Annotated in this window: 25 protein-coding genes; 10 read left to right on the forward strand and 15 right to left on the reverse strand. The window is 64.5% G+C overall.

All coding sequences use genetic code 11. From position 1 onward, the window contains the following. The first annotated feature begins 42 nt into the window (after nucleotides 1-42). Nucleotides 43-1,446 (forward strand): MFS transporter, encoded by a 1,404-nt coding sequence (locus L1O02_RS05085; protein WP_235759648.1) that lies wholly within the window; start codon nucleotides 43-45, stop codon nucleotides 1,444-1,446. Between the two features lie 7 nt (nucleotides 1,447-1,453). On the opposite strand, the gene L1O02_RS05090 is transcribed toward L1O02_RS05085, so the two are convergent. Further along, nucleotides 1,454-2,383, reverse strand: a complete 930-nt coding sequence (locus L1O02_RS05090; protein WP_235759649.1) for a DMT family transporter — start codon at nucleotides 2,381-2,383, stop codon at nucleotides 1,454-1,456. A gap of 102 nt (nucleotides 2,384-2,485) precedes the next feature. Here L1O02_RS05090 and L1O02_RS05095 point away from each other — a divergent pair, with 102 nt between their 5' ends. Beyond that, on the forward strand, nucleotides 2,486-3,385 hold the full coding sequence (locus L1O02_RS05095; protein ID WP_235759650.1) for a LysR substrate-binding domain-containing protein: 900 nt from the start codon (nucleotides 2,486-2,488) through the stop codon (nucleotides 3,383-3,385). A 36-nt stretch (nucleotides 3,386-3,421) separates the two neighbouring features. Here the strand turns inward: L1O02_RS05095 and L1O02_RS05100 are convergent, their stop codons facing one another. From L1O02_RS05100 to L1O02_RS05115, 4 genes are all read right to left on the reverse strand, one after another. Further along, nucleotides 3,422-5,656: an ATP-binding protein gene (locus L1O02_RS05100; protein ID WP_060844628.1), complete on the reverse strand. Its 2,235-nt coding sequence runs from the start codon at nucleotides 5,654-5,656 to the stop codon at nucleotides 3,422-3,424. Further along, on the reverse strand, nucleotides 5,653-6,267 hold the full coding sequence (locus tag L1O02_RS05105; protein WP_235759651.1) for a biliverdin-producing heme oxygenase: 615 nt from the start codon (nucleotides 6,265-6,267) through the stop codon (nucleotides 5,653-5,655). Before L1O02_RS05105 ends, L1O02_RS05100 begins: the two co-directional genes overlap by 4 nt. 257 nt (nucleotides 6,268-6,524) lie before the next feature. Then, nucleotides 6,525-6,911, reverse strand: coding sequence for a cupin domain-containing protein (locus L1O02_RS05110; RefSeq protein ID WP_060841071.1), 387 nt, complete (start codon nucleotides 6,909-6,911; stop codon nucleotides 6,525-6,527). An 80-nt stretch (nucleotides 6,912-6,991) separates the two neighbouring features. Next, on the reverse strand, nucleotides 6,992-7,801 hold the full coding sequence (locus tag L1O02_RS05115) for an AraC family transcriptional regulator (RefSeq protein WP_235759652.1): 810 nt from the start codon (nucleotides 7,799-7,801) through the stop codon (nucleotides 6,992-6,994). Nucleotides 7,802-8,043: 242 nt separating this feature from the next. On the opposite strand from L1O02_RS05115, the gene L1O02_RS05120 reads away from it, so the two are divergent. The 4 genes from L1O02_RS05120 to L1O02_RS05135 all read left to right on the forward strand — a co-directional run bounded on the left by L1O02_RS05120 (nucleotide 8,044) and on the right by L1O02_RS05135 (nucleotide 10,763). Beyond that, nucleotides 8,044-8,685 carry a LysE family transporter gene (locus tag L1O02_RS05120; protein WP_235759653.1) on the forward strand — a complete coding sequence of 214 codons (642 nt, stop codon included), beginning with the start codon at nucleotides 8,044-8,046 and terminating at the stop codon, nucleotides 8,683-8,685. Nucleotides 8,686-8,759: 74 nt separating this feature from the next. Next, nucleotides 8,760-9,239, forward strand: coding sequence for a GNAT family N-acetyltransferase (locus L1O02_RS05125; RefSeq protein WP_060841067.1), 480 nt, complete (start codon nucleotides 8,760-8,762; stop codon nucleotides 9,237-9,239). 45 nt (nucleotides 9,240-9,284) lie between these two features. Beyond that, the gene (gene ddlA / locus L1O02_RS05130; protein ID WP_060844624.1) at nucleotides 9,285-10,379 is read left to right on the forward strand and encodes a D-alanine--D-alanine ligase; all 1,095 of its coding nucleotides are present in this window, start codon (nucleotides 9,285-9,287) and stop codon (nucleotides 10,377-10,379) included. A 30-nt stretch (nucleotides 10,380-10,409) separates the two neighbouring features. Further along, entirely contained in the window at nucleotides 10,410-10,763 is a 354-nt protein-coding gene (locus tag L1O02_RS05135; RefSeq protein WP_060844623.1) for a gamma-glutamylcyclotransferase family protein, read from the forward strand. Between the two features lie 9 nt (nucleotides 10,764-10,772). On the opposite strand, the gene L1O02_RS05140 is transcribed toward L1O02_RS05135, so the two are convergent. From L1O02_RS05140 to ggt, 10 genes are all read right to left on the reverse strand, one after another. After that, nucleotides 10,773-11,354 carry a DUF4234 domain-containing protein gene (locus tag L1O02_RS05140; protein WP_060841064.1) on the reverse strand — a complete coding sequence of 194 codons (582 nt, stop codon included), beginning with the start codon at nucleotides 11,352-11,354 and terminating at the stop codon, nucleotides 10,773-10,775. Between the two features lie 96 nt (nucleotides 11,355-11,450). Further along, nucleotides 11,451-11,906 carry a GNAT family N-acetyltransferase gene (locus L1O02_RS05145; protein ID WP_207166547.1) on the reverse strand — a complete coding sequence of 152 codons (456 nt, stop codon included), beginning with the start codon at nucleotides 11,904-11,906 and terminating at the stop codon, nucleotides 11,451-11,453. Further along, a complete protein-coding gene (locus tag L1O02_RS05150) occupies nucleotides 11,903-12,619 on the reverse strand; it encodes a polyphenol oxidase family protein (protein ID WP_235759654.1) in 717 nt (238 codons plus the stop codon). Before L1O02_RS05150 ends, L1O02_RS05145 begins: the two co-directional genes overlap by 4 nt. Before the next feature lie 133 nt (nucleotides 12,620-12,752). Next, a complete protein-coding gene (locus L1O02_RS05155) occupies nucleotides 12,753-13,565 on the reverse strand; it encodes a GyrI-like domain-containing protein (RefSeq protein WP_235759655.1) in 813 nt (270 codons plus the stop codon). A 78-nt stretch (nucleotides 13,566-13,643) separates the two neighbouring features. Then, nucleotides 13,644-14,015: a helix-turn-helix domain-containing protein gene (locus L1O02_RS05160; protein ID WP_235759656.1), complete on the reverse strand. Its 372-nt coding sequence runs from the start codon at nucleotides 14,013-14,015 to the stop codon at nucleotides 13,644-13,646. Between the two features lie 5 nt (nucleotides 14,016-14,020). Next, entirely contained in the window at nucleotides 14,021-14,323 is a 303-nt protein-coding gene (locus L1O02_RS05165; protein WP_060841059.1) for a type II toxin-antitoxin system HigB family toxin, read from the reverse strand. 115 nt (nucleotides 14,324-14,438) lie between these two features. Then, complete coding sequence (locus L1O02_RS05170; protein ID WP_207166544.1) at nucleotides 14,439-14,705, reverse strand: DUF3077 domain-containing protein; 267 nt, start codon at nucleotides 14,703-14,705, stop codon at nucleotides 14,439-14,441. Between the two features lie 465 nt (nucleotides 14,706-15,170). Continuing rightward, complete coding sequence (locus tag L1O02_RS05175; RefSeq protein WP_053153790.1) at nucleotides 15,171-15,488, reverse strand: helix-turn-helix domain-containing protein; 318 nt, start codon at nucleotides 15,486-15,488, stop codon at nucleotides 15,171-15,173. 534 nt (nucleotides 15,489-16,022) lie between these two features. Next, entirely contained in the window at nucleotides 16,023-16,517 is a 495-nt protein-coding gene (locus L1O02_RS05180) for a GNAT family N-acetyltransferase (RefSeq protein WP_235759657.1), read from the reverse strand. 154 nt (nucleotides 16,518-16,671) lie between these two features. After that, nucleotides 16,672-18,507 (reverse strand): gamma-glutamyltransferase, encoded by a 1,836-nt coding sequence (ggt, locus tag L1O02_RS05185; protein ID WP_235759658.1) that lies wholly within the window; start codon nucleotides 18,505-18,507, stop codon nucleotides 16,672-16,674. A gap of 247 nt (nucleotides 18,508-18,754) precedes the next feature. On the opposite strand from ggt, the gene L1O02_RS05190 reads away from it, so the two are divergent. The 4 genes from L1O02_RS05190 (at nucleotide 18,755) to L1O02_RS05205 (ending at nucleotide 23,948) form a co-directional block, all read left to right on the forward strand. Continuing rightward, nucleotides 18,755-19,747, forward strand: a complete 993-nt coding sequence (locus tag L1O02_RS05190; RefSeq protein ID WP_235759659.1) for a cytochrome-c peroxidase — start codon at nucleotides 18,755-18,757, stop codon at nucleotides 19,745-19,747. 144 nt (nucleotides 19,748-19,891) lie between these two features. Next, the gene (locus tag L1O02_RS05195; RefSeq protein WP_060841054.1) at nucleotides 19,892-20,404 is read left to right on the forward strand and encodes a sigma-70 family RNA polymerase sigma factor; all 513 of its coding nucleotides are present in this window, start codon (nucleotides 19,892-19,894) and stop codon (nucleotides 20,402-20,404) included. Nucleotides 20,405-20,406: 2 nt separating this feature from the next. Further along, nucleotides 20,407-21,348: a FecR domain-containing protein gene (locus L1O02_RS05200; RefSeq protein ID WP_235759660.1), complete on the forward strand. Its 942-nt coding sequence runs from the start codon at nucleotides 20,407-20,409 to the stop codon at nucleotides 21,346-21,348. 119 nt (nucleotides 21,349-21,467) lie between these two features. Continuing rightward, entirely contained in the window at nucleotides 21,468-23,948 is a 2,481-nt protein-coding gene (locus L1O02_RS05205) for a TonB-dependent receptor (protein ID WP_235759661.1), read from the forward strand. The last annotated feature ends 59 nt before the right edge of the window (nucleotides 23,949-24,007 follow it).

The raw sequence follows: 24,007 nt of genomic DNA on the forward strand, positions 1-24,007 counted from the left end.
ATGACACTGGCCGCCGCTTATTTCCACACAAGGATTCTCGCGATGTCCGCGACCCCGTTAGCCAAGCCGTCGGGCTGGATGCTGTCACTGCTGGCCACCGCGCAGCTGATCATTGCCCTGGACGCCACCATCGTCTTCGTGGCGTTGCCGGAAATCGGCCTTCGCCTGGGCTTCTCCGCCCAGCAATTGCAATGGGTGGTCAGCGCCTACAGCGTGGCGTTTGGTGGATTCCTGCTGCTGGGCGGACGCGCGGCGGACCTGCTGGGCAAGCGGCGTTTCTACATCGTCGGGCAGTCGCTGTATGCCCTGGCATCCCTGGCCGGCGGTCTGGGTGGCAGCGCGCTGTTGCTGGTGCTGTCGCGGGCGGTACAGGGCGTCGGCGGGGCGATGCTGTTCCCCGCGACCCTGGCCCTGATCAATACCTGGTACGCCGAAGGGCCGGCGCGCAACCGGGCCTTCGCGGTGTGGAGCGCGGCCTCGGCGGCGGGTCTGGCCCTCGGTGCCTTGCTCGGTGGGGTGCTGACCCAGTACTGGGGCTGGGAGGCGGTGTTCCTGGTCAACGTACCCCTGGCCGGTGCCTGCGCCTTGCTGGCCCGGCGCTGGATTCCCGCCGACCCGCCACGCCAGCGCAGCCGCCAGTTCGACCTGCGCGGCGCGCTGACCGTGACCCTGGGCGGCACCCTGCTGGTGTTTTCCATCGTCCAGGGCCCGGAGTGGGGCTGGAGCGCACCGGGGACCCTGGGTTGCCTGGCGTTGTCCCTGGCCTTGCTCGGGCTGTTCGTGCGCCTGGAACAACGCTGCCGCGACCCGCTGATGCCGCTGCGCCTGCTGGGTTATCCACAGCTGCGCATGGCCATGCTGATTACCGCGCTGTTCATGAGCAGTTTCGGCGTGCAGTACTACTTTCTCAGCCTGTATTTCCAGCAGGTCTATCAGTTCAGCGTGCTGCAGAGCGGGTTGGCGTTCCTGCCCTCGACCCTGCTGTGCACGCTGGGCATCTGGGTCGCGGAACGGGCGCTGCTGCGCGTGGGCCTGCGGGCGACCCTGGTCAGCGGCCTGCTGGCGGGGGCCGTGGGCATCGCCATGATCTACCTGGCCTTGCCCGGCAGCCGCGGTTTTGTCGGGCTGCTGCCGGGCATCGTGTTGATGAGCATTGGCCAGGGCATGACCTGGACTTCAATGTGGGTTTCGGCCGGGCAGGGCATTGCCGCCGCCGAGCAGGGGGTGGCGGCGGGCGTGGCCTCCACCAGTCAGCAGATCGGCGGGGCCCTGGGGCTGGCGTTGCTGGTGTCGCTGGCCAACACCTTGAGCCCGACCGGCAATCAGGCCCATGGCATTGAACTCGCCACTGCCGCCAGTGCCTTGCTGGCCTTGCTCGGAGCCTTGCTGGCGCTGCGCTTGCCTCGGGTGGCGGCCTTGCCCGCCGGTTCGGTGGCCCAGGGCTGAGGCCGGTTCAGTGGGGCCGGGGCAGGTGGCGGCGCACTGCCCACAGCACCCCGGCCAGCAACAGCAGGGCCGCCGAGCTTTGCAGCAGGCTCGGCAGGTGCTGCAGGCTGATGAAGCCGTAGAGCAGGGCGAACAGGGTTTCGAAGACGATCAACTGGCCGCTCAGGGTCAGCGGCAGGCGCCGGGTCGAGGCATTCCACATGCGATTGCCGAACCAGGAGCCCAGCACCGCACTGGACAGGCTCAGGCCCCAGAACAGCAGCCAGCGCTGCTCCCCGGCCTCGACCTGAGTGCCGGGCAGGGCAAGGCCGTCCGCCAGCAGCCAGACCAGGGCGCTCATCAGCCCGGTGGTGATGCCCCACAGGGTCGACCACTGGCTGCTGTTGAAGCGGCTGCCTTTGAGGTAACGGGCGTTGTCGGTGGCGAACCAGGTCCAGCACAGCAGGGCGCCGAAGGCGCAGAGCAGGCCCAGGGCCCGTTGCCCCAGTTCCACGCTGCCGCTGTCGGCGGTGAGCAGGGTGTCCAGGTTGATGCAGCAGATGCCGGTGAACACCAGCAGCAGCGGCCAGTGCAGTCGGCGCAGGGGCAGGGCGTCGGCATCGCCGCGTCCGGCCAGGGTGATGGTCAGTGGCAACAGGCCGACGATCAGCGCAGTGCTGGCCACCCCGGCCCATTGGATGGCGCTGGCCAGCAGCATGAAGTAGACCAGGTTGCCGGTCAGGGCCAGCTTCACCAGCAACGCCACGTCACCCCAGGTCAGGCGCTGCACGAGCTCCCGGGCCTGAGGCACAGCCAGGAGCAGGGAGAATGCACCGTACAGGCTGAAGCGGGCACAGCTGAGCATCAGCGGACTGAACTCCGGCAACAGGCTGGGCGCCACAATGGCCAGGCCCCAGACCGCACCGGCCAAGGCTGCATAAGCAACTCCGCGTTTCATGCACACACTCGCAGCAATTCATCAAAGCGCGCAGCCTAGTCATTGCTGACCGAACGGACAAAGGATATATAGGCACCTACCTATTCTTCTGGGGAATGCCTGATGAGTCGTTTCGCGCGCCATTTGCCGCCGTTGGAAACCCTGGTGACCTTCGAGGCGGTGGGGCGCAACGCCAGCTTCACCCGCGCCGCCACCGAGCTGTGCCTGACCCAGAGCGCGGTGAGCAAGCAGATCCGTGCCCTGGAGCTGTCGCTGAAGACCGAGTTGTTCGAACGCCAGGCCCGGGGGGTGAAACTCACCGCCAGCGGCGCTTCGCTATTTGCCGAGGTCAGCACCCAACTGGAAGCCTTGCTGCGCAGCGTCAGTCGCCTGCGGGCCGGGCGCGACGCCAATACCATCACCGTGCAATGCACCCACGCGGTGGCGCAGTTCTGGCTGTTTCCGCGCTTGCTGGCGTTCAACAAGCAGCACCCGGACATCACCGTGAGCATCCACGCCAACAACGACATGGACGAATCCAGCGTGGCCGAGCACGACTTGGCCATTCTGTATGGCGCCGGGCACTGGTCCTCCCTGGTGGCCACGCCGCTGTTCGCCGAGATCGTCTATCCCATCGCCAGCCAACAGTTGGTGTTGCCGGCCATTGACGAGCTGGCGCAACTGGCCGAGCTGCCCTTGATCCAGCTGGACGCCTCGGCCTGGAACTGCATCGACTGGCGCGACTGGTTCCGCCATTTCGGCCTGGACTACAGCGCGCCGCCGGGCGCCATGGGCTTCAACCAACTGACCCTGATGTTCAGTGCGGTGCAGCAGGGCATGGGCGTGGGCCTGGGCTGGGATTTCATGGCCAGCGAGCGGGTGGCCCGGGGCGAGTTGCAGCGGGTTGGCCAGTGGGCGTTTCGCACCGGTCAGGCGGATTTTCTGGTGCACCCGCGGCACAAGCGCCTGTCTGTCAGCGGCCAGTTGTTTCGCGACTGGTTGGTGGCGCAGGCAAGTGAATGAAGGGCCGGGGCGGCGTGGCCGCCCCGGGGGCACGCTTTAGAGGGTGGCGCGGGGCACGCTGAAGCGGAACTCGCTGCCCTTGCCCGGTTCGCTGTGGGCCTCGATCTTGCCGCCGTGGGCCTGGATGATGCCCTGGGTGATGTACAGCCCAAGGCCGGTGCCATTGGGGTTGCCTTCCTTCATGGTCCAGTAGCGGTCGAAGATGAACGGCAACTGGTCGGCGGGAATGCCTTCCCCGCTGTCGCGGACGCTGAAGACGATCTGCTCGCCGTCGGACATCGCCACCACCCCGACCTTGCCCTGCATGGGGGTGAACTTGATGGCGTTGCCCACCAGGTTCGACAGCACCTGGAACAGCCGCTCGGGGTCGGCATGGATGGTCAGCTCCGGCTCGGCGTGAAAGCTGATGTCGATGGCCTTGTCCAGGGCCAGGGGCGCCAGCAGCGAATAGGCCTCTTCGAAGATCTGGCTGACCTCCAGCGGCTGTGGCGCGATGCTGTAGCGCCCGGCTTCGATCTTCGAGGTGTCCAGCAAGTCCTCCAGCAGGTTGTTCATGCGGCTGGCGGCCTGTTGCATGGTGTCGATGGCCGAGGAAATGCGCCGTGAAGTGTGCGGGCCGTCGGAGCTGAAGGCCTTCTGCATCATGCCGCAGAGCATGGAGATCACCGTCATCGGGTTGCGCAGGTCGTGGGACACCACCGCCACCAGTTCATCCCGGGCGCGCACCGCCTGTTGTTCCCGCAGCACCTGGCGCGCTAGGTCGTGTTCCAGGGCCGAGCGCCGCAGGTCGTTGGCGGCGAAGCGGTCGCCGTGGCTCCACTTGCTGGAGATCCCGGCCATTTCCACCTTCCAGATCTCGAACGAGGTGCGCGGCCGCAGGCGCAGGCCGGCGTCCGAGTTCTCCAGGTCCAGGGGCTTTTCCGGGTTGCCGCTCCAGTGGATGTTTTCCTTCACCTCCGGGCGGAACCACAGCACGCCGTTATCCACAGGCTTGGGCAGGCTCATGGCCAGGACACCGCTGGCCACCTGTTGATAACTCGCCGCCGGCGGATACAGGCTGGCCAGGTGATGACTGGCGAACACCGCTTGCCCGGTGCCTTTGAGCCAGCGGTACAGGGCACGGATGTCGTCCTGGGGCGGGCAGTTACCGAAGCAGTGCAGCTGTTTGTCCTCGATGATCGCCACGCCGCCGGCCTGGGTCAGGTCCAGCAGCCGTTGTGGCGCCTGGGCCAGGCCGTCGAAGACGCTGCCGGGGGCGTCGCGCATGGCCTGGTCGAGGCTGGCCAGGGCGGCGACTTTCTCTTCCCGCTGCCGGCTCAGGTCCAGGGCCTCCATGGCGCTGATCTGCAACGACAGCACCTGGCCAATGGTCTGGCAGGCCATGCGCAGTTCGTGGGGCACCAGCAGCGGCTGGCGGTTGCCGCAGCTGATCAGGCCCCAGAGCTGATCGTCCTTGAGCAGGGAAATGCTCATGGACGACAGCACGCCCATGTTCTTCATGTACTGGCAATGGATCGGCGACACGCTGCGCAGGGTGGCAAAGCTCAGGTCCAGGGGCTGCTGGGTGTCCGGGCGCAGGGGCGGCAGCAGCGGCACCGGTTGGTAGTCGGCGTTGGGAATGATCCGCAGCCAGTTGCTGCGGTACAGCTCGCGGGCCTGCTGGGGAATGTCCGAGGCGGGGAAGAACAGGCCGTTGAACACCTCCATGTCGGGGCGAGTGGCTTCGGCGATCACCTGGCCGTGGCCTTCCTCCTCGAAGCGGTAGATCAGCACCCGGTCGTAGCCGGTCATGGCCTGGATCTCGCTGACGCTGATGGCGTACAGCTCGTGCAGGGTCCTGGCCGCCTGCAGGCGCCGCAGCAGACGCCCGAGGTTGTCGTTCTGCGCCGTGAGTGGCCGGGGCTGATCGGGCTGGATCTCCAGCTCCAGCATCAGCACCCCCTGGTGGCGATGCAGCAGGCCTTCGAAGCGTCGGCCATTGAGCGACAGGTACAGCGCAGGGGCATCGGCCAGCCGCTCCAGTTGCAGCACCTCACGGATGCGTTGGCCGTCCGCGGCCCCCAGCAACTGCTCCAGGGGCTGCCCCGCCAGCGATTCGGCGGGCTGGCCCAGCAGCGCTTCGACGTTGGCACTGATCTGCCGGATGTGCAGTTGCGGTTCGTCCAGGGTCAGCAACACGCCGTGGGGCTGGATCGCCCCCGGAGAGCGGATCGGTTCGTTGGCGCAGTTGGCCAGCAACTGTTCGAAGGTTTGGGCGTCTTGGGGGGTCATAGCAGCACCTCGCGGCGGTCGAGCCAGCGTTCGAAACAGGCAAATGTGGATTGCGCGGCGCTGACCAGGTGTTGGCGTGTGCTCGCGTCTTCGGGCATGCGCCCCAGGTAGTCGAGAAAGTCCTTCCAGCGCCGCCCGGTGGCAGCGCCATAGACATCCAGAAAGGCGCCGCCGTTGTCGGCGCCCAGATCCAGGCGCCGGGCCATTTCCCGGCGCAGGATCTGTCCGCCCAGGGTCGCGCCTTCCAGTACGTAGAGCACGCCCAGGCAGGCCCCGGCGCTGGCCAGGGGCGGCAGCTGCTCACAGCGGGGCAGGGCCTGGATGCTGGCGGCGTCCAAGCCCAGGGCACGCAGATCAGCGAACAGGGTCGGGGTCTTCAGGCGCTGCATCGGGTCGTAGCCCGGCGGGATCAGGCCGCTGTCATGCAGGGCCGCCTCCAGGGGCTGATAGAAACCGTAATAGGCCTGGATCAGGCGTCGATACCAGGGCGCATCAAGCCGCTCACAGAAGAACGGCAGGCGTTGCTCCAGGGCAACGTGCAAGGTCGCGGTGCCGGTGCGCAGGTCTTGAAGCAGGGTGGGGGTGGTGCTGGCGTGATGCGGTGTCGGCATGCAGGGATCAGGGGTCGCAACAGGTAGTGGACGCGCCATGGGCGTCATCAAAGGCCGGGACCAGGCTGGCATCCCCGCGATAGAGCCATCGCACAGAAAAAATTGGAGCGTCACTTTACCCGTGCTGGTTCCCTCGACGTAGGGTTTTTGGTACGCCGTCGGTCGGTCAGCAGCGAAGATGGAGTGGCGTGTCAAAGCGTCTGACCTCGCCGGTGCGGTGGAAATTCCCTTTTCCACCTTGCAGATTCAGACCAGGGTCAGATCCAGACGTCGTTCTGTGCCGTGCGTTCGCCGCCTTGATCGCCGGTATTGAGCACGCCCTTGGGCTCGATCAGCAGCAGTTTGACTTCCTGCTCGGCCCAGGGCTTGTGCTCGACGCCCTTGGGCACCACGAACATCTCGCCGCTGCCGATGGACACCCGACCGTCACGAAAGTCGATGTACAGCTGGCCGTCGAGGACGATGAAGGTTTCGTCGGTGTCGGCGTGGCTGTGCCAGACGAACTCCCCTTGCAGCTTGGAGATCTTGAACTGGTAGTCATTCATCTCGGCGATCACCTTGGGGGTCCAGTGTTCGCTGAACAGGCCGAGCTTGTGCTGGAAATTGATGCTCTGGTAGGCGTTTTGCGTGGTTGGGTTTGGCATGTTGCGGTCCACATCAGTGATGAATGAGCACTGAGGGTAAACAGCCGGCGGGGTTGGTTTCTTGAACGATCGTGTGTGGCTCAGCGGCCGAGCATCTTCAGCCAGCGCGCCGGTGGCAGGCCGTAAGCCTGGCGGAACTGCCGGGTCATGTGGCTCTGGTCGGAAAACCCGGCGATCAGCGCCGCTTGGGTCAGGGACTGGCCCTGGACCAGCAGGGCGCGGACCAGGTCCAGGCGGCGCATGCTCAGGTAGCGATAGGGGCTGGTGCCGAACAGCAGGCGAAAGTCCCGGGACAGGCTCCAGCGGTCGCGCCCGCTGTGGGCCTCCAGTTCGTCCAGGGTCAGGGTCCGGTCCAGGGCACTGTGGATGTACTCTCGGGCCCGTTCCGCGGCGACATAGTCCAGGCGCTGGCGGGGGCGGGCGACGCCGGACACGCTGTTCAGGGCGTGGGCCAGGTCGAACAGGGCGTCTTCCTGCTCCAGCGGATCCAGGGGGTTGTCGAGTCCGCGCAGCAAGGCGTCGGTGGCGGCGGACAGCCGCGGATCGTTGGACAGGCCGCCGGCAATGAAGGGCAGGGGCCGGCCACCGAGGATCTGCTGGATCAGCGCGGGTTCGACATACAGCATGCGGTAGTGGAAGCCGTCGTGGGTGCCGGCTTCGCCGTCGTGGGCCTCATCGGGGTGCAGGACCATGGTCGCGCCGGGCAGGCTGTGGCGCCAGCCACCGCGGTACTGGAAGCTCTGCACCCCGCGCAGGGTCCGGCCGATGGCGTAGGTGTCGTGGCGGTGCATGTCATAGCCATGGCCGGCGAAATACGCCTCGATGCGCTCCAGACCCCGGGCGGGTGGCGCGCGGTGAACCCAGTCGGTGACAGCGGTGGGTCTGGCCATGGAACGGTCCTGATGGATGAAGCCGAGGGCGGTACGTTAACTCAGGGGCGCGCTGGCTGTCTTGCCCCTCGGCTCACGCCGTGGCAGTTCTACCGGAAGAAGGGGGGCCTTGCAGGATGGATCAGGCGCAGCGCGGCGGCCGACGGCTTGAGCAGGATTGCGAGGCCAATCGGCGGTTGCCTGGGCAGGCGCGAGTGGAGTAGCGTCTTTCACCCGGATCCCCTTCATGGCCACCTGCGCTCATGCACGTCTCATACCTGGTTTACCTCGCCCCGCTGTTGTCGCTGGTCCTGCTCTGGAGCGTGGCGGTGATCACCCCAGGACCGAACTTTTTCACCACAGCACAACTGGCGGCGAGCTGCTCGCGGCGCCATGGCCTGTTTGCCTCCCTGGGGGTGGCCAGCGGCACCGTGCTCTGGGGGCTGGCGGGAGGCTTGGGCATCAAGTCGCTGTTCAGCGCGGCGCCGGCGCTGTTCGTGTTGTTCAAGGTCGCCGGTGGCTGTTACCTGATCTACCTGGGACTCAAGCAGTTCAAGCGCAAACCGGCCCTGGATAATCCAACCGCCAATGGCGCGGTCCATGCTGAGCGCAGCCTGTTCTCGGCCTACCGGCTGGGCTTTCTCGGCAACATGACCAACCCCAAGTCGGCGCTGTTCGTGGCCACCATCTTTGCCACGTCGATGCCGGCCTCCCCGCCACCTCTGCTGCTGGGACTGGCGGTGCTGACCATGGCCGGCCTGTCGCTGTCCTGGTACTGCTGCGTGGCGCTGTTTTTCGCCAGCAGCCGGGTGGCCGGGTTCTACGCCCGGGCCCGTCGCTGGCTGGACCGTCTGGCTGGTGGTTGTTATGTGCTGTTTGGCGGGCATCTGCTGGCCAACCGTTGAGCGGCCGGCGCCTTGCGCTGGCCAGGATACGCCCCCCAACAAGGACGACCCGTCCCCGTATCAGGAGACTGAACATGGCTGTTGTTTTTCGCCCGGTAGCAGAGGCGGACATTGCGCGGATCTGCAGTTTCGTGGGCAATCCCCAGGAGTTGTATTTCTTCTTTCCTGCCGCCACCTGGCCGCTGACCCACGAACAGCTGCGCGACTCCATCGCCCAGCGCAGCGACTCGACGGTGATCGAGTTGGATGGGCAGGTGGTGGGTTTTGCCAACTTCTATCGCTGGGCCAGTGGCGGCACCTGCACCATCGGCAATGTCATCGTCGACCCAGAGGTGCGCGGCGCGGGCCTGGGAGCGCAACTGATCGGGCAGATGATCCATATCGCTCGCAGCAAGCACCAGGCCAGCGAGGTGACGCTGTCCTGCTTCAACAGCAATGTGGCGGGCTTGCTGTTCTATCCGAAGCTGGGTTTTGTGCCGTTCGCCATCGAAGAGCGCAAGAACAAGGAGCAGGAGCGAGTGGCGTTGATCCATTTGCGCTACAGCCCCAGCTGAAACCAAGAGAACCGTCAGCGATCATTTTTTTAACGGAAACCATTCATGAGCAAGTTGCGGGTCGGAATTATTTTTGGTGGCCGTTCGGCCGAACACGAAGTGTCGCTGCAGTCGGCGCGCAATATCGTCGATGCCCTGGATCGCACGCGCTTTGAGCCGGTGCTGATCGGCATCGACAAGCAGGGGCACTGGCACCTCAACGACACCTCGAACTTTTTGATCAACCAGGAAAACCCGGCGCTGATCGCCCTCAACCAGTCCAACCGCGAGCTGGCGGTGGTGCCGGGCAAGGCCAGCCAGCAATTGGTGGAAACCAGCAGCCAGGAGCTGTTGGGGCATGTGGATGTGATCTTCCCGATCGTCCACGGCACCCTGGGTGAAGACGGTTGCCTGCAGGGCCTGCTGCGCATGGCCGACCTGCCTTTTGTCGGCTCCGATGTGCTGGGTTCGGCGGTGTGCATGGACAAGGACATCAGCAAGCGCCTGCTGCGCGACGCCGGGCTGGCCGTGACCCCGTTCATCACCCTGACCCGGGCCAGCCGCAGCCGCTACGGTTTTGTCCAGGCCCGGGAGGCGCTCGGCCTGCCGCTGTTCGTCAAGCCGGCGAACCAGGGCTCCTCGGTGGGGGTGAGCAAGGTCGACAACGAGGCCGATTACGACGCCGCGGTGGAGCTGGCCCTGGGTTTCGATCACAAGGTGCTGGTGGAGTCCGCGGTGCGCGGGCGGGAAATCGAATGCGCGGTGCTGGGCAATGACCAGCCGATCGCCAGTGGCTGCGGCGAGATCGTGGTCGGCAACGGTTTCTATTCCTACGACAGCAAGTACATCGACGCAGACGCGGCCCAGGTGCTGGTGCCGGCGGACATCAGCGTCGAGCACAGCGAACGCATCCGCGCCCTGGCCATCGAGGCGTTCCAGGTACTGGGCTGCTCCGGGCTGGCCCGGGTCGATGTGTTTCTCACCGACGACGGTGAAGTGCTGATCAACGAAATCAACTCGCTGCCCGGGTTCACCCGCATCAGCATGTACCCCAAGCTATGGCAGGCCGCCGGCATGCGTTACAGCGAGCTGGTGAGCCGCCTGATCGAGCTGGCGCTGGAGCGCCATGCCGAGCGGCAAGGTCTGAAAATCAACCGCTGAAGCGGATCATCGTGTTTAAGGACGTGACGAATGAGTTCGGCAACAGAAGCCTCGGTCTACCTTTTTTCCTACGGCACCCTGCAAGACAAGGCGGTACAGCTGGCCAACTTCGGCCGTGAGTTGAGTGGCAGCACCGATGCCATGCTCGGCTATGAACAGAGCTGGGTGGAAATCACCGATCCCGAGGTATTGGCCGCCAGTGGCAAGACCCATCACCCGATCCTGCGCCCGGGGGCGGCGGACAGCGCGCCGATTGCCGGCACGGTGTTTCAGATTACCCCCGAGGAACTGGCAGCGGCCGACCGCTATGAAGTCGCCGACTACCAGCGGGTCAGCGTGACCCTGGCCTCGGGGATCCAGGCCTGGGTCTACGTCAGCGCCTGAATTCCTGACTCACTCCGGCGGCAGCATCACCCCGAGACAGGCCAACACCAGCACCACGGCCCCGAGCGCGCAGAGCACATAGTTGAGCGGGGTGAAACGGGCGTTGCTGCGGCCTTCGGGGTCGCCGGCGGCGGCATTCAGGCCGCGCTGGCCCAGCCAGGTGACCCACGCCAGCACCGGTAGCAGCGCCAGGCTGGCGATGTCGGTTACCGGGTAGCCGATGTTCTTGCGTGACAGCGCATCCACCACGTTGTTTACGATCAGCCCCACCACAAACAGGGTCGCCAGTTCACCGGGGCGCCAGTCATGGCTGCGGCCGTCGCGCTTGAGCTGTGCATCGGCTTCGCGGTACAGCGCATGGGTGAAGAAAATCGCGAAGAACGCCCGGGCCACCGGCCACAACTCCTGGCCGCTGGCGTGCCTGAACTGATGCCAGTTCTTATAGGCCCAGTACAGCTGGTAGATACCGAAGGTGAGGATGTACAGGGTCAGGAACTTGACCTTGGACACCACATAGAAGGGTTGTGGCGCCGTGTGCGCCGAAGGGGCGACCAGATCCGCCTGGGGCGGGGCATAGAGATTGTCAGACACGGGCACTCCTTGGGTTGGGTCTGAGGCGGGAGGCAACGTTAGCTCAGGTAGCTGGCCAAGCACCAGTACGGTCTCGATGGCCGACGAGGGCCGGGTTCAGGCCAGGGGGGGATCTGCGGGCCGAACGTAGTGAATATCCCATTCACTTTCGCCTACCTGAACAAAACCCAGGCGTCGATAAAATCGATTCGAGTCACTGCCGCGCAACGCATCCAGGTGGATGGGCAATTGTTCTCTGGTGGAACGCTGTAAAAGCGGCTCCAGGGCCTGGGCACCGATGCCCCGCCCCTGGAATTGCGGCATGACGTACAGGTGCTGCAGTCGCAGATGATCCTCGTGTGATTCGCTCTGGATAAAGCCCACGGGCTGTCCGTCACTGAGGATGAAGTGGCAGCGCTCGGCCGCGAAGCTTGCGGCAAAGCGCTCCCGGGCGCGCTGTGGGTCGAAGCGACCCAGGCGCTCAAGGCTCTCGCGCATGGCCGCGATGCGCATCTGGACCAGGGTTTCCAGGTCGGTCAGAGAGGTCGGTAGTAGCGCAAAGCCGAGGCTCATGTCCGGCCGATCCAGGAGTACTGGAAGGCCTTGGCTTCACCCCGATGCATGCGTCGGCGATAGCTGGCCAGGGTCGGGGTCGAGCAGTAGGTGCACAGCTCGCTGATTTCGATCTGCTCGTCCTCGATGCCGGCGGCCTGCAGCAGGTACACGGCATAGCGGCTCAGGTCGAACCACAGGGAGTCGGCCTGGGTCGGCTGTGGCGGGGGAATTTGCGGGGGCAGCCGCGGGGCCGGCTGCTGGCGACTCCAGGGCGCTTGCGCAGCGGGCCACAGCGGATCCTGAGTGGCGGACAGGGTGTCGATGAAGTCGGCACTGACTTCATAGCAGCAGGGCTTGATCGACGGGCCGATGGCCACTCGCAATTGCCGTGGGGCGATGCCCTTGCTGGCGAAGTGTTGCAGCACATTGGCGATGATCCCGCCGTGCAGGCCTTTCCAGCCACCATGCACCGCCGCCACCCAGGAGCCGTCATCGCTGCTGATCAGCAACGGCAGGCAGTCGGCGGTGACCACCGCGATGGGCCGGCTGGAATGGGTGAGGACCGCATCGCCGCGAATGATCCCGCTGGGCAGGGTGGTGCTGGCGTGCACCACCTCGCCACTGTGGACCTGCGAGCAGAAGAACAGGTTGGCCGGCAGGGCAGCGCCCAGGGTCGAAAACTCATGACGGATGCCGGGTATCTGGTTCAACACAGCTGCCTGGAAACTCATCGGGCCTTCGCTCGGTAACCTGGGAATGGCTGCAGAGCATAGCGGTATCCGAGGCACTTTTGCTGACAGACCGCGCTGCAAAGGCAGCGCCAGACCAGCGGTTGCCTGTGGGGCGGCCCGCCTTGCGGATGTTTCAGGCCTTGAGCGGGATGTACAGCTCCACCACGCTGTCCGGGTGCATGGGCCCCAGGAAACGCTCGCCGGTGTATTCGAATTCCACCGCTTCGATCGGCATCAGCCCGGCGGCGGGCAGCCATTCGCTGTAGGCGGCGCGGAAGGTTTCCGGCAGGGTGGCCACGGTGCCGTGATGCTCGACCCGGGCGTAGTGGCGGGCGGGGATGTCCAGCTCGACCATGCCCGGCACCAGGGGCGCATCGGCAGCCACCGGCAAGCCGGCGACATAGCGCCACTGGCCGTCTTCCAGGGGCTGGCAGATGCCGTAGGTGCCCACCGGCTCGGCCAGGCGCTGGATTTCCTGCTCCCGAGGTTCAAAGCGTTGCCAGAGCTCGGCGATGGAGCCCGGGTCGTCCTGCTGCCAGGCCATGCCGATGATCCGTTGCCGGGCCAGGAACACCTTTTGTGGTGTCTGCGGGGCAGGAATCTGGCGCTGTGGCTGGGCCAGGTAGCGTTGCAGGTGACCGAGCACCTTCTGGCTGCGGGCAATCTCGCTTTCCAGCTGCCGGGCATGCTCCTGCAACGACTGCTGCATGTGCAGCACGCTGTCCAGGCCGCCCTGGTCCGCCAGCGTGCGGATGTCTTCCAGGGACATGCCCAACTGCCGCAGCCAGACGATGCGGCCCAGGGGCACGATCTGTTCCGGGCTGTAGTAGCGGTAGCCGTTGTCGCGGCCGGTGAGGGCCGGGGTGAACAGGCCGATGCTGTCGTAATGGCGCAGGGTCTTGGTGGTGAGGCCTTGGCAGCGGGCCATTTGTCCGATGGTGAGCATGGAGCGTCCTTGGTGGTGTTGGGTTGCCAGGCAGGTTGGGCCTTTACCCAAGGGCAAGCTCAAGCCCGGCAGTGATGCTCAGGACGACTTGTTCGGCTTGATCAGGCTTTCGGCCGGGATGCCGAACAGTTGGTGCAGTTTCCAGATCATCGGCAGGGTCAGCGCGCGCTTGCCGTTGAGCACCTCGTAGACGCGGTTGGTGCGGCCGATGGCGGGTGCCAGGTCGGCGGCGGACAAGCCGGACTGTTCCATGCGGAACTTGATCGCCTCGATCGGGTTGGGCAGGTCCAGGGGAAACTGCTTGGCTTCGTACGCCTCGATCAAGGTGATCATCACGTCGAAGTAATCGCCTTTAGGTGTCCCGGGCTGCGGCTCGTTGTCGAACAGGGGCGAGACGCTTTGCAGCGCGGCGCGGTAGTCCTGGTCGGTGTGGATAGGGCGGATGTTCATCTGGGTTACTCCATGTCTACGCTGTCGGCATCAATGGCGTCGTACTGCCGGTGGGTGCCTACGAACTTGATGTACAGCGCGCCGAAACGATAGGCCACGGCAACGACCAGTCGATACTCGTTGCCCTTGATGTTGAAGACCACCCTGCGGCTTTTGAGAATGCTTGCGTTGCGATACTGGTCCTTGATTTGCGCAGGGTTGGACCACTCGGCATTCCTTGCTTCATCGACCCAAGCCAGTAAAGGCTGCTCTGCATCCGGGTACTTCTCCCAGAAGGCCTTCAACTGACTGACTGCAATAATTCTCATGGCGCGATCCTAGTCCCGTGCTGGGACTTAAACAAGTCACTGAGTGCGTCAGGCGACGTACGGGCAGATCGCTGGATCTGCCCGCGCAGGCGACGTCGGCTCAGGGACGATCAGGTCATGCAGAGAGCGTGGCGTGCACGTCGTCCATCAGTGCCTTGCCCATCTCTGCCAGGTGGTGTGCCGCCCAAGCATAGCGGTCGCAGCCCGGCTCCATGGCCGCCTCCAGGGTGAATTGCTTTGCCAGATGCAACAGCGCCGAGGCGTGCTCCAGGGCATCGCTGATCGGCACATCGGCATTCACGCGAAACAGCGGATGCAGGTGTTCGCCGCACCGGGAAAAGCGGACTTCACCGAGGGTGGTCAGGGGCGATTGAGTGGTCATCGGGCACCTCCGGTTTTGTGTGACGGGAGGTGTTGGGTAAACAGATTGCAGAAGCAGTTCATGGTCACGACTCCTTGATTCGAAGGACCGTCACCGTCTGCCGCCAAGCAGATCAGGGTGGCGGATTGCGCAGGATTGGCGGACCGGGAATCAAGGAACCGGCGAACCCGAAGGTTCTCCCACGCAACCCGCCATAACGCAGGTATGCGGGCGCAAAAAAAGCGCCTGCATGATTGGTGGGGGCGCTGTTGCGCCTCGATTCTATCAGGCCGCCAAGCCTGATCGCTGATTTTGCAGCGACGGTCGAACCATAGGTTGGAGTAGGGGGAGTCGCAACGGCATTACTGCGACATTTTGTGAACCGCCCCTGTAGCCGCTGCCGCAGGCTGCGAACGACCGGAACGGTCGCAGCGATCTCCCTGGCGCCGAAGGCCCTTCGGTCCTTGTCGCAGCCTGCGGCAGCGGCTACAGAGGTTGTGCCAGCACCTCACGAAATACATCGGGCCTGAGCATCGCGATATGCAGCAATGAACGGGCCGCTCCGGAAGGCGAGCGCCGACCTTGCTCCCACTCTTGAAGGGTCCTTACCGACACGCCAAGCAGTTGGGCAAACTTGGGTTGTGACAACCCGGTTTTACCGCGGGCTTCGGCGGCCTTGGTGAGCGGAATGCTGTGGGTATTGCCGTGACGGCCGGCTTTGACATCGATGATCGCGTCCAGAAGCTCCTGGCCGATATTGCGCTTGGCATCACGTGCCAATAGTTCTTCTTCAGTAAGGGGCATGATTCATCTCCTTCGCGATTCTGCGCAGAACAGGCGCTGGAATGTTTTCGGTAGCGCCTTTGCCATAGATCACCAACGCAACCAGGGCTCCGCATGCGAGCTGGGTGGTATAGATGACCCGCACCGAGCCACTTTTCCACGTCCATCAATGCTCCATCTGATTTTCCTGCAACCGCCAGAACCCGGAATGACAACGCCGGACTCCGGGTCGTTGGCAAGAAACGTCATGAACGCTCCACGCTCTTCTTCGGACCAGTAATCGGGCCAGAGTCTGGAAAACAGCGGAGATTCTATGATCGTCAGCATGCGGGAGGATTCTACGTCTTTGACGTACCTTGCGGCAATGGTGGGTGCTAGGAGATGACTCCTGAAAGATTAAGAACGTGGAGTTGCAACGCCAATGAGCGGAGTCCTGATTTCCAGTCAGCCCATTCGCTTTCTTGTGTGTGATCCATGCCTTCGATGTCACCTTTTGCATGACCTGAAACTCGGGCAACTCTGCTCAGTGCGGCTCTATGATCCAGAGCAGCTAACTCAAGCTTCCAACACCTTCGCCATCTCACTGGTCGCGGCCCAACCCAGCCCCTGATACAGCGGCTTGCCGGCCTCGGTCGCATGCAGTACGGCAAAGCCCAGCCCGCGCTGGCGGAACTCGGCCTGTGCCAGTTTCATCAGCGCCGACGCCAGGCCGCGGCGCCGGTAGGCCGGTTCGACGTAGACGTTGAGTACATAGCCGCGTTGATCCTGGGTTGGATGGGAAGGGTGGGGCGGCCAGTCGATGCTCATCAGGCCGATGCTGGCCACGCTCTGCTCGGCGTCCATCAGGGCGAAGCCGTAGTAGCGGCCGTCCTCCAGGCGTTCACGCAACCAGGGGCGAAAGTGCTCAGTCATCACCTGCAAGGTGCAGAGGTCCTTGCCGGCATCGAGAAACATCGCCTGGCGATGGCGGCAGATCAGTTCAAGGTCCTGGGGTATCAGGGGTCGTGGGCTCAGGCCCGGGAGATCAAGGTTGGCGGCAATTTCGTTCATCGTCGGTTCCTCGGTGGACAGGGACGATGCTAGGGCAGATCCTCGGGCCGGGTCAGACACAGACCGCGGCGAAATTTTGCATACAGTGCCCTGGGCCTCTGCCCACAAAAAAGGGCCAGCCTCACGGCCGGCCCTCGGGTTCAGCGCAGGGCCTTCAATCCCCCAGCGCTTCCCCTTCGCGCCGAGGATCGGCGCCGCCGGCCCAGGACGCCTTGCCCTGGGCATCACGCACGCGAACGATGGCCTGGGTGCCGCTGGTCATGTCGATCTCGTTGACCTCATGTCCCCGAGCTTGCAGTGCCTGCTTCAGGGCCGGGCTGAACTGGCCCTTCTCCAGTTCGGTCGGGCCGTTGCGGCTGCCGAAGTTGGGCAGGCCGACGGCGGCTTGCGGGTCGAGGTTCCAGTCGAGCATGCCCACCAGCGACTTGGCCACGTACTCGATGATCTGCGAGCCGCCCGGGGAGCCGACGCTGGCCAGCAGTTCGCCGCTGGCGCGGTCGAAGACCAGGGTCGGGGCCATGGACGAGCGCGGGCGCTTGCCCGGTTCGACGCGGTTGGCCACCTTCTGGCCGTTTTCCTCGGGGATGAAGGAGAAGTCGGTCAGCTGGTTGTTGAGCATGAAGCCCTGGACCATCAGGTGCGAACCAAAGGCCGCTTCCACCGTGGTGGTCATGGACACCGCGCCCCCTAAGTCATCCACCGCCACCACTTGTGAGGTGGAAATGCGCATGGGCGAACGGTCCGGGGCGTAGGCCACCTGGATGCCCCGGGGCTGGCCCGGCTCGGCCTTGCCCAGGCTGCGTTCGCCGATCAGGGCGGCGCGCCGGGCCAGGTAGTCCGGGGCGATCAGGCCGGCCACCGGCACGGGCACAAAGTCGCTGTCGGCCACGTACAGGCCGCGGTCGGCGTAGGCCAGGCGCTCGGCTTCGGCGATCAGGTGCACCGCTTGCGGCGCAGGCTCAAGGCCGGCCGGCAGGTTGGTTTGCTGCGGCTTGAGGTTGGCCAGGGCATAGCGCGGGTCGCGTTGTTCCAGGGCTTGCAGGGTGCCGAGGATCTGCGCCACCGCCACGCCGCCGGAAGAGGGCGGCGGCATGCCGCACACCTGCCAGCGTTTGTAGTCGCTGCACAGCGGCGCGCGTTCCTTGGCGCGGTAGCCTTGCAGGTCGTTGAGCGACAGGCTGCCGGGGTTGGCGTGGCCCTGGACCTTGGCGACGATTTCTGCGGCCACCGGGCCTGTGTACAGGGCGTCCGGGCCTTCCTGGGCGATGCGCTTGAGCACGGCGGCCAGCTGTGGATTCTTCAGCAAGGTGCCCACGGCTTTCGGCGTGCCGTCGGCATTGAGGAAGTACGCGGCCATGTCCGGCGAGCGCGCCAGGAACGGGTCGGCGCTGATCATGGTGTGCAGCCGTGGCGAGATGGCGAAGCCTTGCTCGGCCAGGCGGATCGCCGGCTCGAACAGCTGCGCCCAGGGCAGGCGCCCGTGTTTCTGGTGGGCCATTTCCAGGGCCCGCAGCACGCCCGGGGTGCCGACCGAGCGTCCACCGATCTGCGCCTGAGGGAAGGGCATCGGCTTGCCGTCCGCCTGCAGGAAGAGCTTCTCGGTGGCGCCCGCCGGCGCGGTTTCCCGACCGTCATAAGTGCGCACGGCCTTGCCGTCCCAGAGCACGATCATCGCGCCGCCGCCAATCCCCGAGGACTGCGGCTCCACCAGGGTCAGCACCGCTTGCATGGCAATCGCCGCATCAATGGCCGAGCCACCTTTGCGCAGCATCTCGCGCCCGGCCTCGGCGGCCAGCGGGTTGGCGGCGGCCGCCATGTGTTTGTCGGCGTGCCGGGTCTGCATGTCGGTGCGGTACCCCGAAGCGATTTCCGGAGCGGCAGGCAGGGCAGTGGAAGAGGGCGGGTTGTTACAGGCGCTGAGGCTGAGGGCGGCGGCCAGCAGGCCGATGCTGAGGAGTCGGGGGTGACGGGTAGGGAAGATCGAGAACACGCGTTGAGCTCCGTTCACTGGGAAATGAGGTGTCGTCCGTGGAGGGGAATGTACAGCAGTGGCGCCGACAGCAGGGCCGGCAGGTGGCCATGACCGTGCGCTGGGCCAGTGGCAAGGCGCTGCTCAGCGGCCCTGTACATAGGGTCGCAGGCAGGCGTGCACCCGGCCACCGATTGATCTGAGTCAGGGCGGCTGGGGGAGGTTGGGCACATGGTGCAGCAAACCATAAGCCTGATGAGAGGACGCCATGCACGGTTGTAAGTGGTTACTTGTGTTCGGATTGCTGTTGGGGGGCGAGGTACGGGGGGAGACGCCGAGCGAGCCGATCCTGCCGGTACAATCGGCGAAGATCACCGATGTGGCCAAGGTGGAGTTGGGCAAGCAGTTGTTCTTCGACCCGCGCCTGTCCAAATCCGGTTTCATCTCCTGCAACTCCTGCCACAACCTGAGCATGGGCGGCAGCGACAACCTGCCCACCTCCATCGGTCACAACTGGCACCAGGGGCCGATCAACTCGCCCACGGTGCTCAACTCCGGCCTGAGCTTTGCGCAGTACTGGGATGGCCGCGCGGCCACGCTGCAGGAGCAGGCCAGCGGTCCGATCACCAACCCGGGGGAGATGGGCTTTACCCATGAACTGGCGGTGGAGGTGCTGCGCTCCATTCCCCAGTACCGAGCATCGTTCAAGCGCGTGTATGGCAACGATGAGATCAGCTTCGACGACGCCACCAACGCCATTGCCGCCTTCGAAGCCACCCTGGTGACGCCCAATGCGCCGTTCGACCGCTGGCTCAAGGGCGACAAGGCGGCCATCAGCCCCACCGCGCTCAAGGGCTACCAACTGTTCAAGTCCATCGGCTGCGTGGCCTGCCACAACGGCGAAGCGGTGGGCGGTGGCTCGTTCCAGAAAATGGGCATGATCGAGCCCTACGTCACCCAGAACCCGGCCCAGGGCGTGGCCGGGCTGACCGGCAAAGACGCCGACCGCATGCTGTTCAAGGTGCCGACCTTGCGCAACGTGGCACTGACCTATCCCTACTTCCACGACGGCGCCTACTGGACGCTGGAAGAGGCGGTGGACGTGATGGCCCGGCTGCAACTGGGGCGCAAGCTGGGCACCGAGGAGGTCGGCCAGATCGTGGCCTTCCTTGAAACCCTGACCGGCGATCAACCGGACTTCAAGCTGCCGATCCTGCCGCCGTCCTCGGCGCAGACACCGCGCCCACAACCCTTCAACTGACCTGGGTGGAAAAACCGCAGCGTGCTGCGGTTTTTCCGGAAAGGCCAGGCATGCGGCATTCAGGTCTGCCGGGAAGGGCGCTCTGTTGTCATGAAAAAACGGCTGGATAATAATGAGAGATATTATCATTAGCGACGGTCAATCATGGACGCAGGGGTCAAGGCTTCAATATCGCTGGAGATCGAAGATCTGTATGGCGCCCACCACGGCTGGTTGAAGGGCTGGTTGCGCAGCCGCACCGGCAACTGTGCCGATGCCGCAGACCTGGCCCAGGACACCTTCGTGCGGATGCTGTCGCTGCGCCAGTTGCCGGCACTGCGAGAGCCCCGTCATTACCTGGCGACCATCGCCCGCGGCCTGCTGATCGACAAGGCGCGCCGCAGAGTTCTGGAACAGGCCTATCTGGAGGCTTTGGCGGCACGTCCGGAGCCCCAGGATATTTCACCTGAAACCCATCATTTGATCATCGAGTCATTGCTGGCCATCGATGCCTTGCTCGATGGACTGGGCACGCGCACCCGACAGATTTTCCTCATGGTGCAGCTGGACGGCCTGAGCTATGTGCAGGTCGGGCGGCAGTTGGGGGTGTCGGTGACCACCGTCAAGAATCATCTGGGCAAGGCACTGCTGCAATGCATACAACTGATGGACGATTGAACGTGCCGTCGCCTCCTCCCCTGGACAAGACCCACCTGCAGGCAGCGGTGGACTGGTACCTGGTCCTCAACGATCAACAGGTCAGCGCGGCGCAGCAACAGGCCTGGCAGCAGTGGCTTCGCGCCGATGCGCAACATGCGCGAGCCTGGGCCCGGGTGCAAAGGCTGCAACAGCAGTTGCGTGGGGTCCCGCAGGATATTGCCTTGCCGGTCTTGTCGGAAATGGGCATCCAGCGCCGCCAGGGCCTCAAGGTACTGCTGCTGATGGCTGGCGGCTCGGCGTTGCTGGGCGGCTATCGGCTGTCTCCCTACAGCGCCGACTTCGCCACGCGCACCGGCCAGCGCCGGGAAGAGCTGCTGGCCGACGGCACGCGGCTGCACCTCAATACCGATACCCGGGTCGACGTTGCCTACAGCCATGAAGAACGGCTGATCTTCCTGCGTCAGGGCGAGATCCAGGTCACCACGGCCGCAGACCGGGCCCCGGCGCGTCCTTTGCTGGTGTTAACTGCCCATGGCCGCATCCGGGCCCTGGGCACCCGTTTCGATGTGCGCCTGGAGCCGACCTTCAGCCAAGTATCGGTTCAGCAACATGCGGTGGAGGTGCGCCTGAACGATGATCCGCAACATGCCCGGAGGGTCGCCGAAGGCCAGGCGCTGACCTTCGGCTCCGGGCAGATGGGTGCCCTGCGGGTGGCGGACAATGCCGAGAGTGCCTGGGTCCGGGGCCAGTTGGTGGCGCTTGACTGGCGACTGGCGGATTTCATCCGTGAGCTGGGTCGTTACCGCCCTGGCTACCTGGGGTGTGCGGATGAAGTTGCGCAACTGCGCATCAGCGGGGCCTTCCGCCTGGATGATATCGATGGGGTGCTGGCCAACCTGCCATTGTCGTTGCCGGTGAGGGTGCGCCGGTTTTCCAGGTACTGGGTGCGTGTGCAAGCGTGACGGGCGAATGGTCGCTTGAAGAAAAATCGTCAATGCGCCTTGCCGATTCCGCCTGGCGTTCGGCTCATCAGTAGAGCGGTCAATCAGCCGCCTTTACTGCTATGGCATAGGACGCGTAAATGAGCCACCGGAGTCGTTTCACCCAGGCCGCCCTGCGGCGCAGTTTCAATCGCAAGGCGTTGAGCATCACCCTTGGCACGCTGCTGGCGGCCACCAGTGTTGCGCCGTTGGCCCTGGCCCAGGAGGCGGTGGGCGAAGCGCAGGAATTCAACATTGCGCCAGGGGCACTGGGTACTGCACTCAGTGAGTTTGCCGCGGCCAGCGGGGTTACCCTGTCCTTTGGCTCCAGTCAGACCCAGGGGCTCGTTACCCAGGGGCTCAAGGGCCATTATTCCTTCAGTCAGGGCGTGGCGCAGCTGCTGGCCGGCAGTGGCTTGCAGCTGCGCCAGGAAGGCCCGGCACGCTATACCCTGGTCAAGTTGCCGACGGGGGCGGCGCTGCATCTGGGGCCGACCCAGATCACCGGCGCGTCTCTGGGCACCACCACCGAAGACACCGGTTCCTACACCACCGGTGCCATGCAGACGGCCACCAAGCTGGCCCTGTCGATTCGCGAGACTCCACAGTCGGTGACCGTGGTCACCCGCCAGCGCATGGACGATCAGAACATGCAAAGCCTGGAGGATGTGCTCAAGAGCACCCCGGGCATTTCCATCACCAAGGACGGACCCCAGCGGCCGATTTTCTATTCGCGGGGTTTTGAAGTACAGAACCTCATGGTCGATGGCCTGGCCAACGACATGTCGCATTACCTGAGCCGGGACATGAGCACTGCGGCCGACACTGCGATCTTCGATCGGGTCGAAGTCATGCGTGGCGCCGCTGGCCTGATGCAGGGGACGGGCAGCCCCTCGGCGGCGATCAACATGGTGCGCAAGCGGCCCACTGCCGCACCGCGTCTGAGCATCACTGCCAGTGCCGGCAGTTGGGACAATTACCGCAGCGAAATCGATGCCTCCAGTGCCCTCAATGACAGTGGCACGTTGCGCGGGCGCCTGGTGACTGCCTACCAGAGCAAGAACAGTTTCCAGGACGTGGCCGATGCCGAGCGTTCGGTGTTCTACGGCATTGTCGAGGCCGACTTGAATGACAACACCACGCTGACCGTGGGCGCTACCAATCAGGCGTCGCACACCACCACGACCTGGGGCGGGCTGCCTGCGGCGATTGACGGCCGGCACCTGCCCCTGTCGCGCTCGGCCTACCTGGGCAGTGACTGGGAGTACTGGGACCAGAACAACGTCACGGCCTTTGGTCGCCTGGAGTACCGCTTCGACAACGCCTGGAAATTGTTGCTGTCGGCCAGCAAGTCCTGGTCCGACTTGCAGATGCTCGGTTCGATGACCGAGCGTTTCGGCGCCGATTTCGACGAGTTCGGCCAGTACGTCGGTCAGTACCACTACAAGGATCAGCAAGGCAGCTACGACCTCTTCGCTTCCGGGCCGTTTGCCCTGTTCGGGCGTGAGCATGAGCTGGTGGTGGGGGCCAGTCAGCGTGAGCTGGCCTTTCGCGGCAAGGGCAATTTCCAGGACAACGAGACGCGGACCAACATCTACCGTCCCGATCCCCATAGCGTGCCCAAGCCGCAGATGGACCTGGATTACTGGCGCCAGGAGCGCAACTCCGAGCTGAAAAGCTTCTACCTCACCTCACGTTTCAGCCTCGCCGAGCCCCTGACCCTGATTCTGGGCGGTCGCCTGGACTGGTACGACTACGATGTGGATACGCGCTTTGCCGGGGTGCGCACCGCCTCCAGCACCGACTACAAGGTCACCCGCAACCTCACCCGCTATGCCGGCATGGTCTACGACCTTGACGCCCATCACTCGGTGTATGTCAGCTACACCGATGTCTTTAGCCCACAAGCGGAAGTGGACAGCTCCGGTGGCTTGATCAAGCCCGTAGTCGGCAAGAACTACGAGACGGGCATCAAGGGCGAATACTTCGAGGGGGCCCTGACCGCCAGCGCTGCGGTGTTCAGGATCGACCAGGTCAATCGCGCCAAGCAGGTGGTCAGCGCTCAGTGCTCCAGCCTGCAGTGCTACGAAGCCAGCGGCGAGGTGCGCAGCGAAGGTATCGAGCTTGAGGTCAACGGTAAGCTGGCGCCGGGTTGGGAGTTGGGGGCGGGCTACACCTATGCCCAGGCCAAGTATCGCAAGGACAGCAACGAGGACAATGTCGGCCGCCTGTTCGACACCGATATTCCACGTCACGTGTTCAAGGCCTTTACCACTTACCAACTGCCGGGAGACTTGCATCGTTGGACTGTGGGCGGGGGGCTCTATAGCCAGAACCGGATCTACAACAAGGATGTGAATTTCTACGACTCGGGCACGCCGATGTACGTCGAACAGAAAGGCTATGCCCTGGTGGACCTGATGACTCGCTATCAGGCGTCCGAACACCTTGAGTTTCGGCTTAACCTGAACAACGTCTTCGACAAGAAGTACTACCAGAGCATCAGCACCAATACCTACTACGGCAATGACATCTATGGTGAACCGCGCAATGCCATGGTGACGGTGCGATGGTCGCTGTAGCGGGTCATGGCTCGAAGGGAGCCATGACCACCCCTGTGCGGGGGCTGTGGTGTTGCGTG

It is taken from the genome of Pseudomonas sp. BC42 (assembly GCF_021560055.1).
GTDB lineage: Bacteria > Pseudomonadota > Gammaproteobacteria > Pseudomonadales > Pseudomonadaceae > Aquipseudomonas.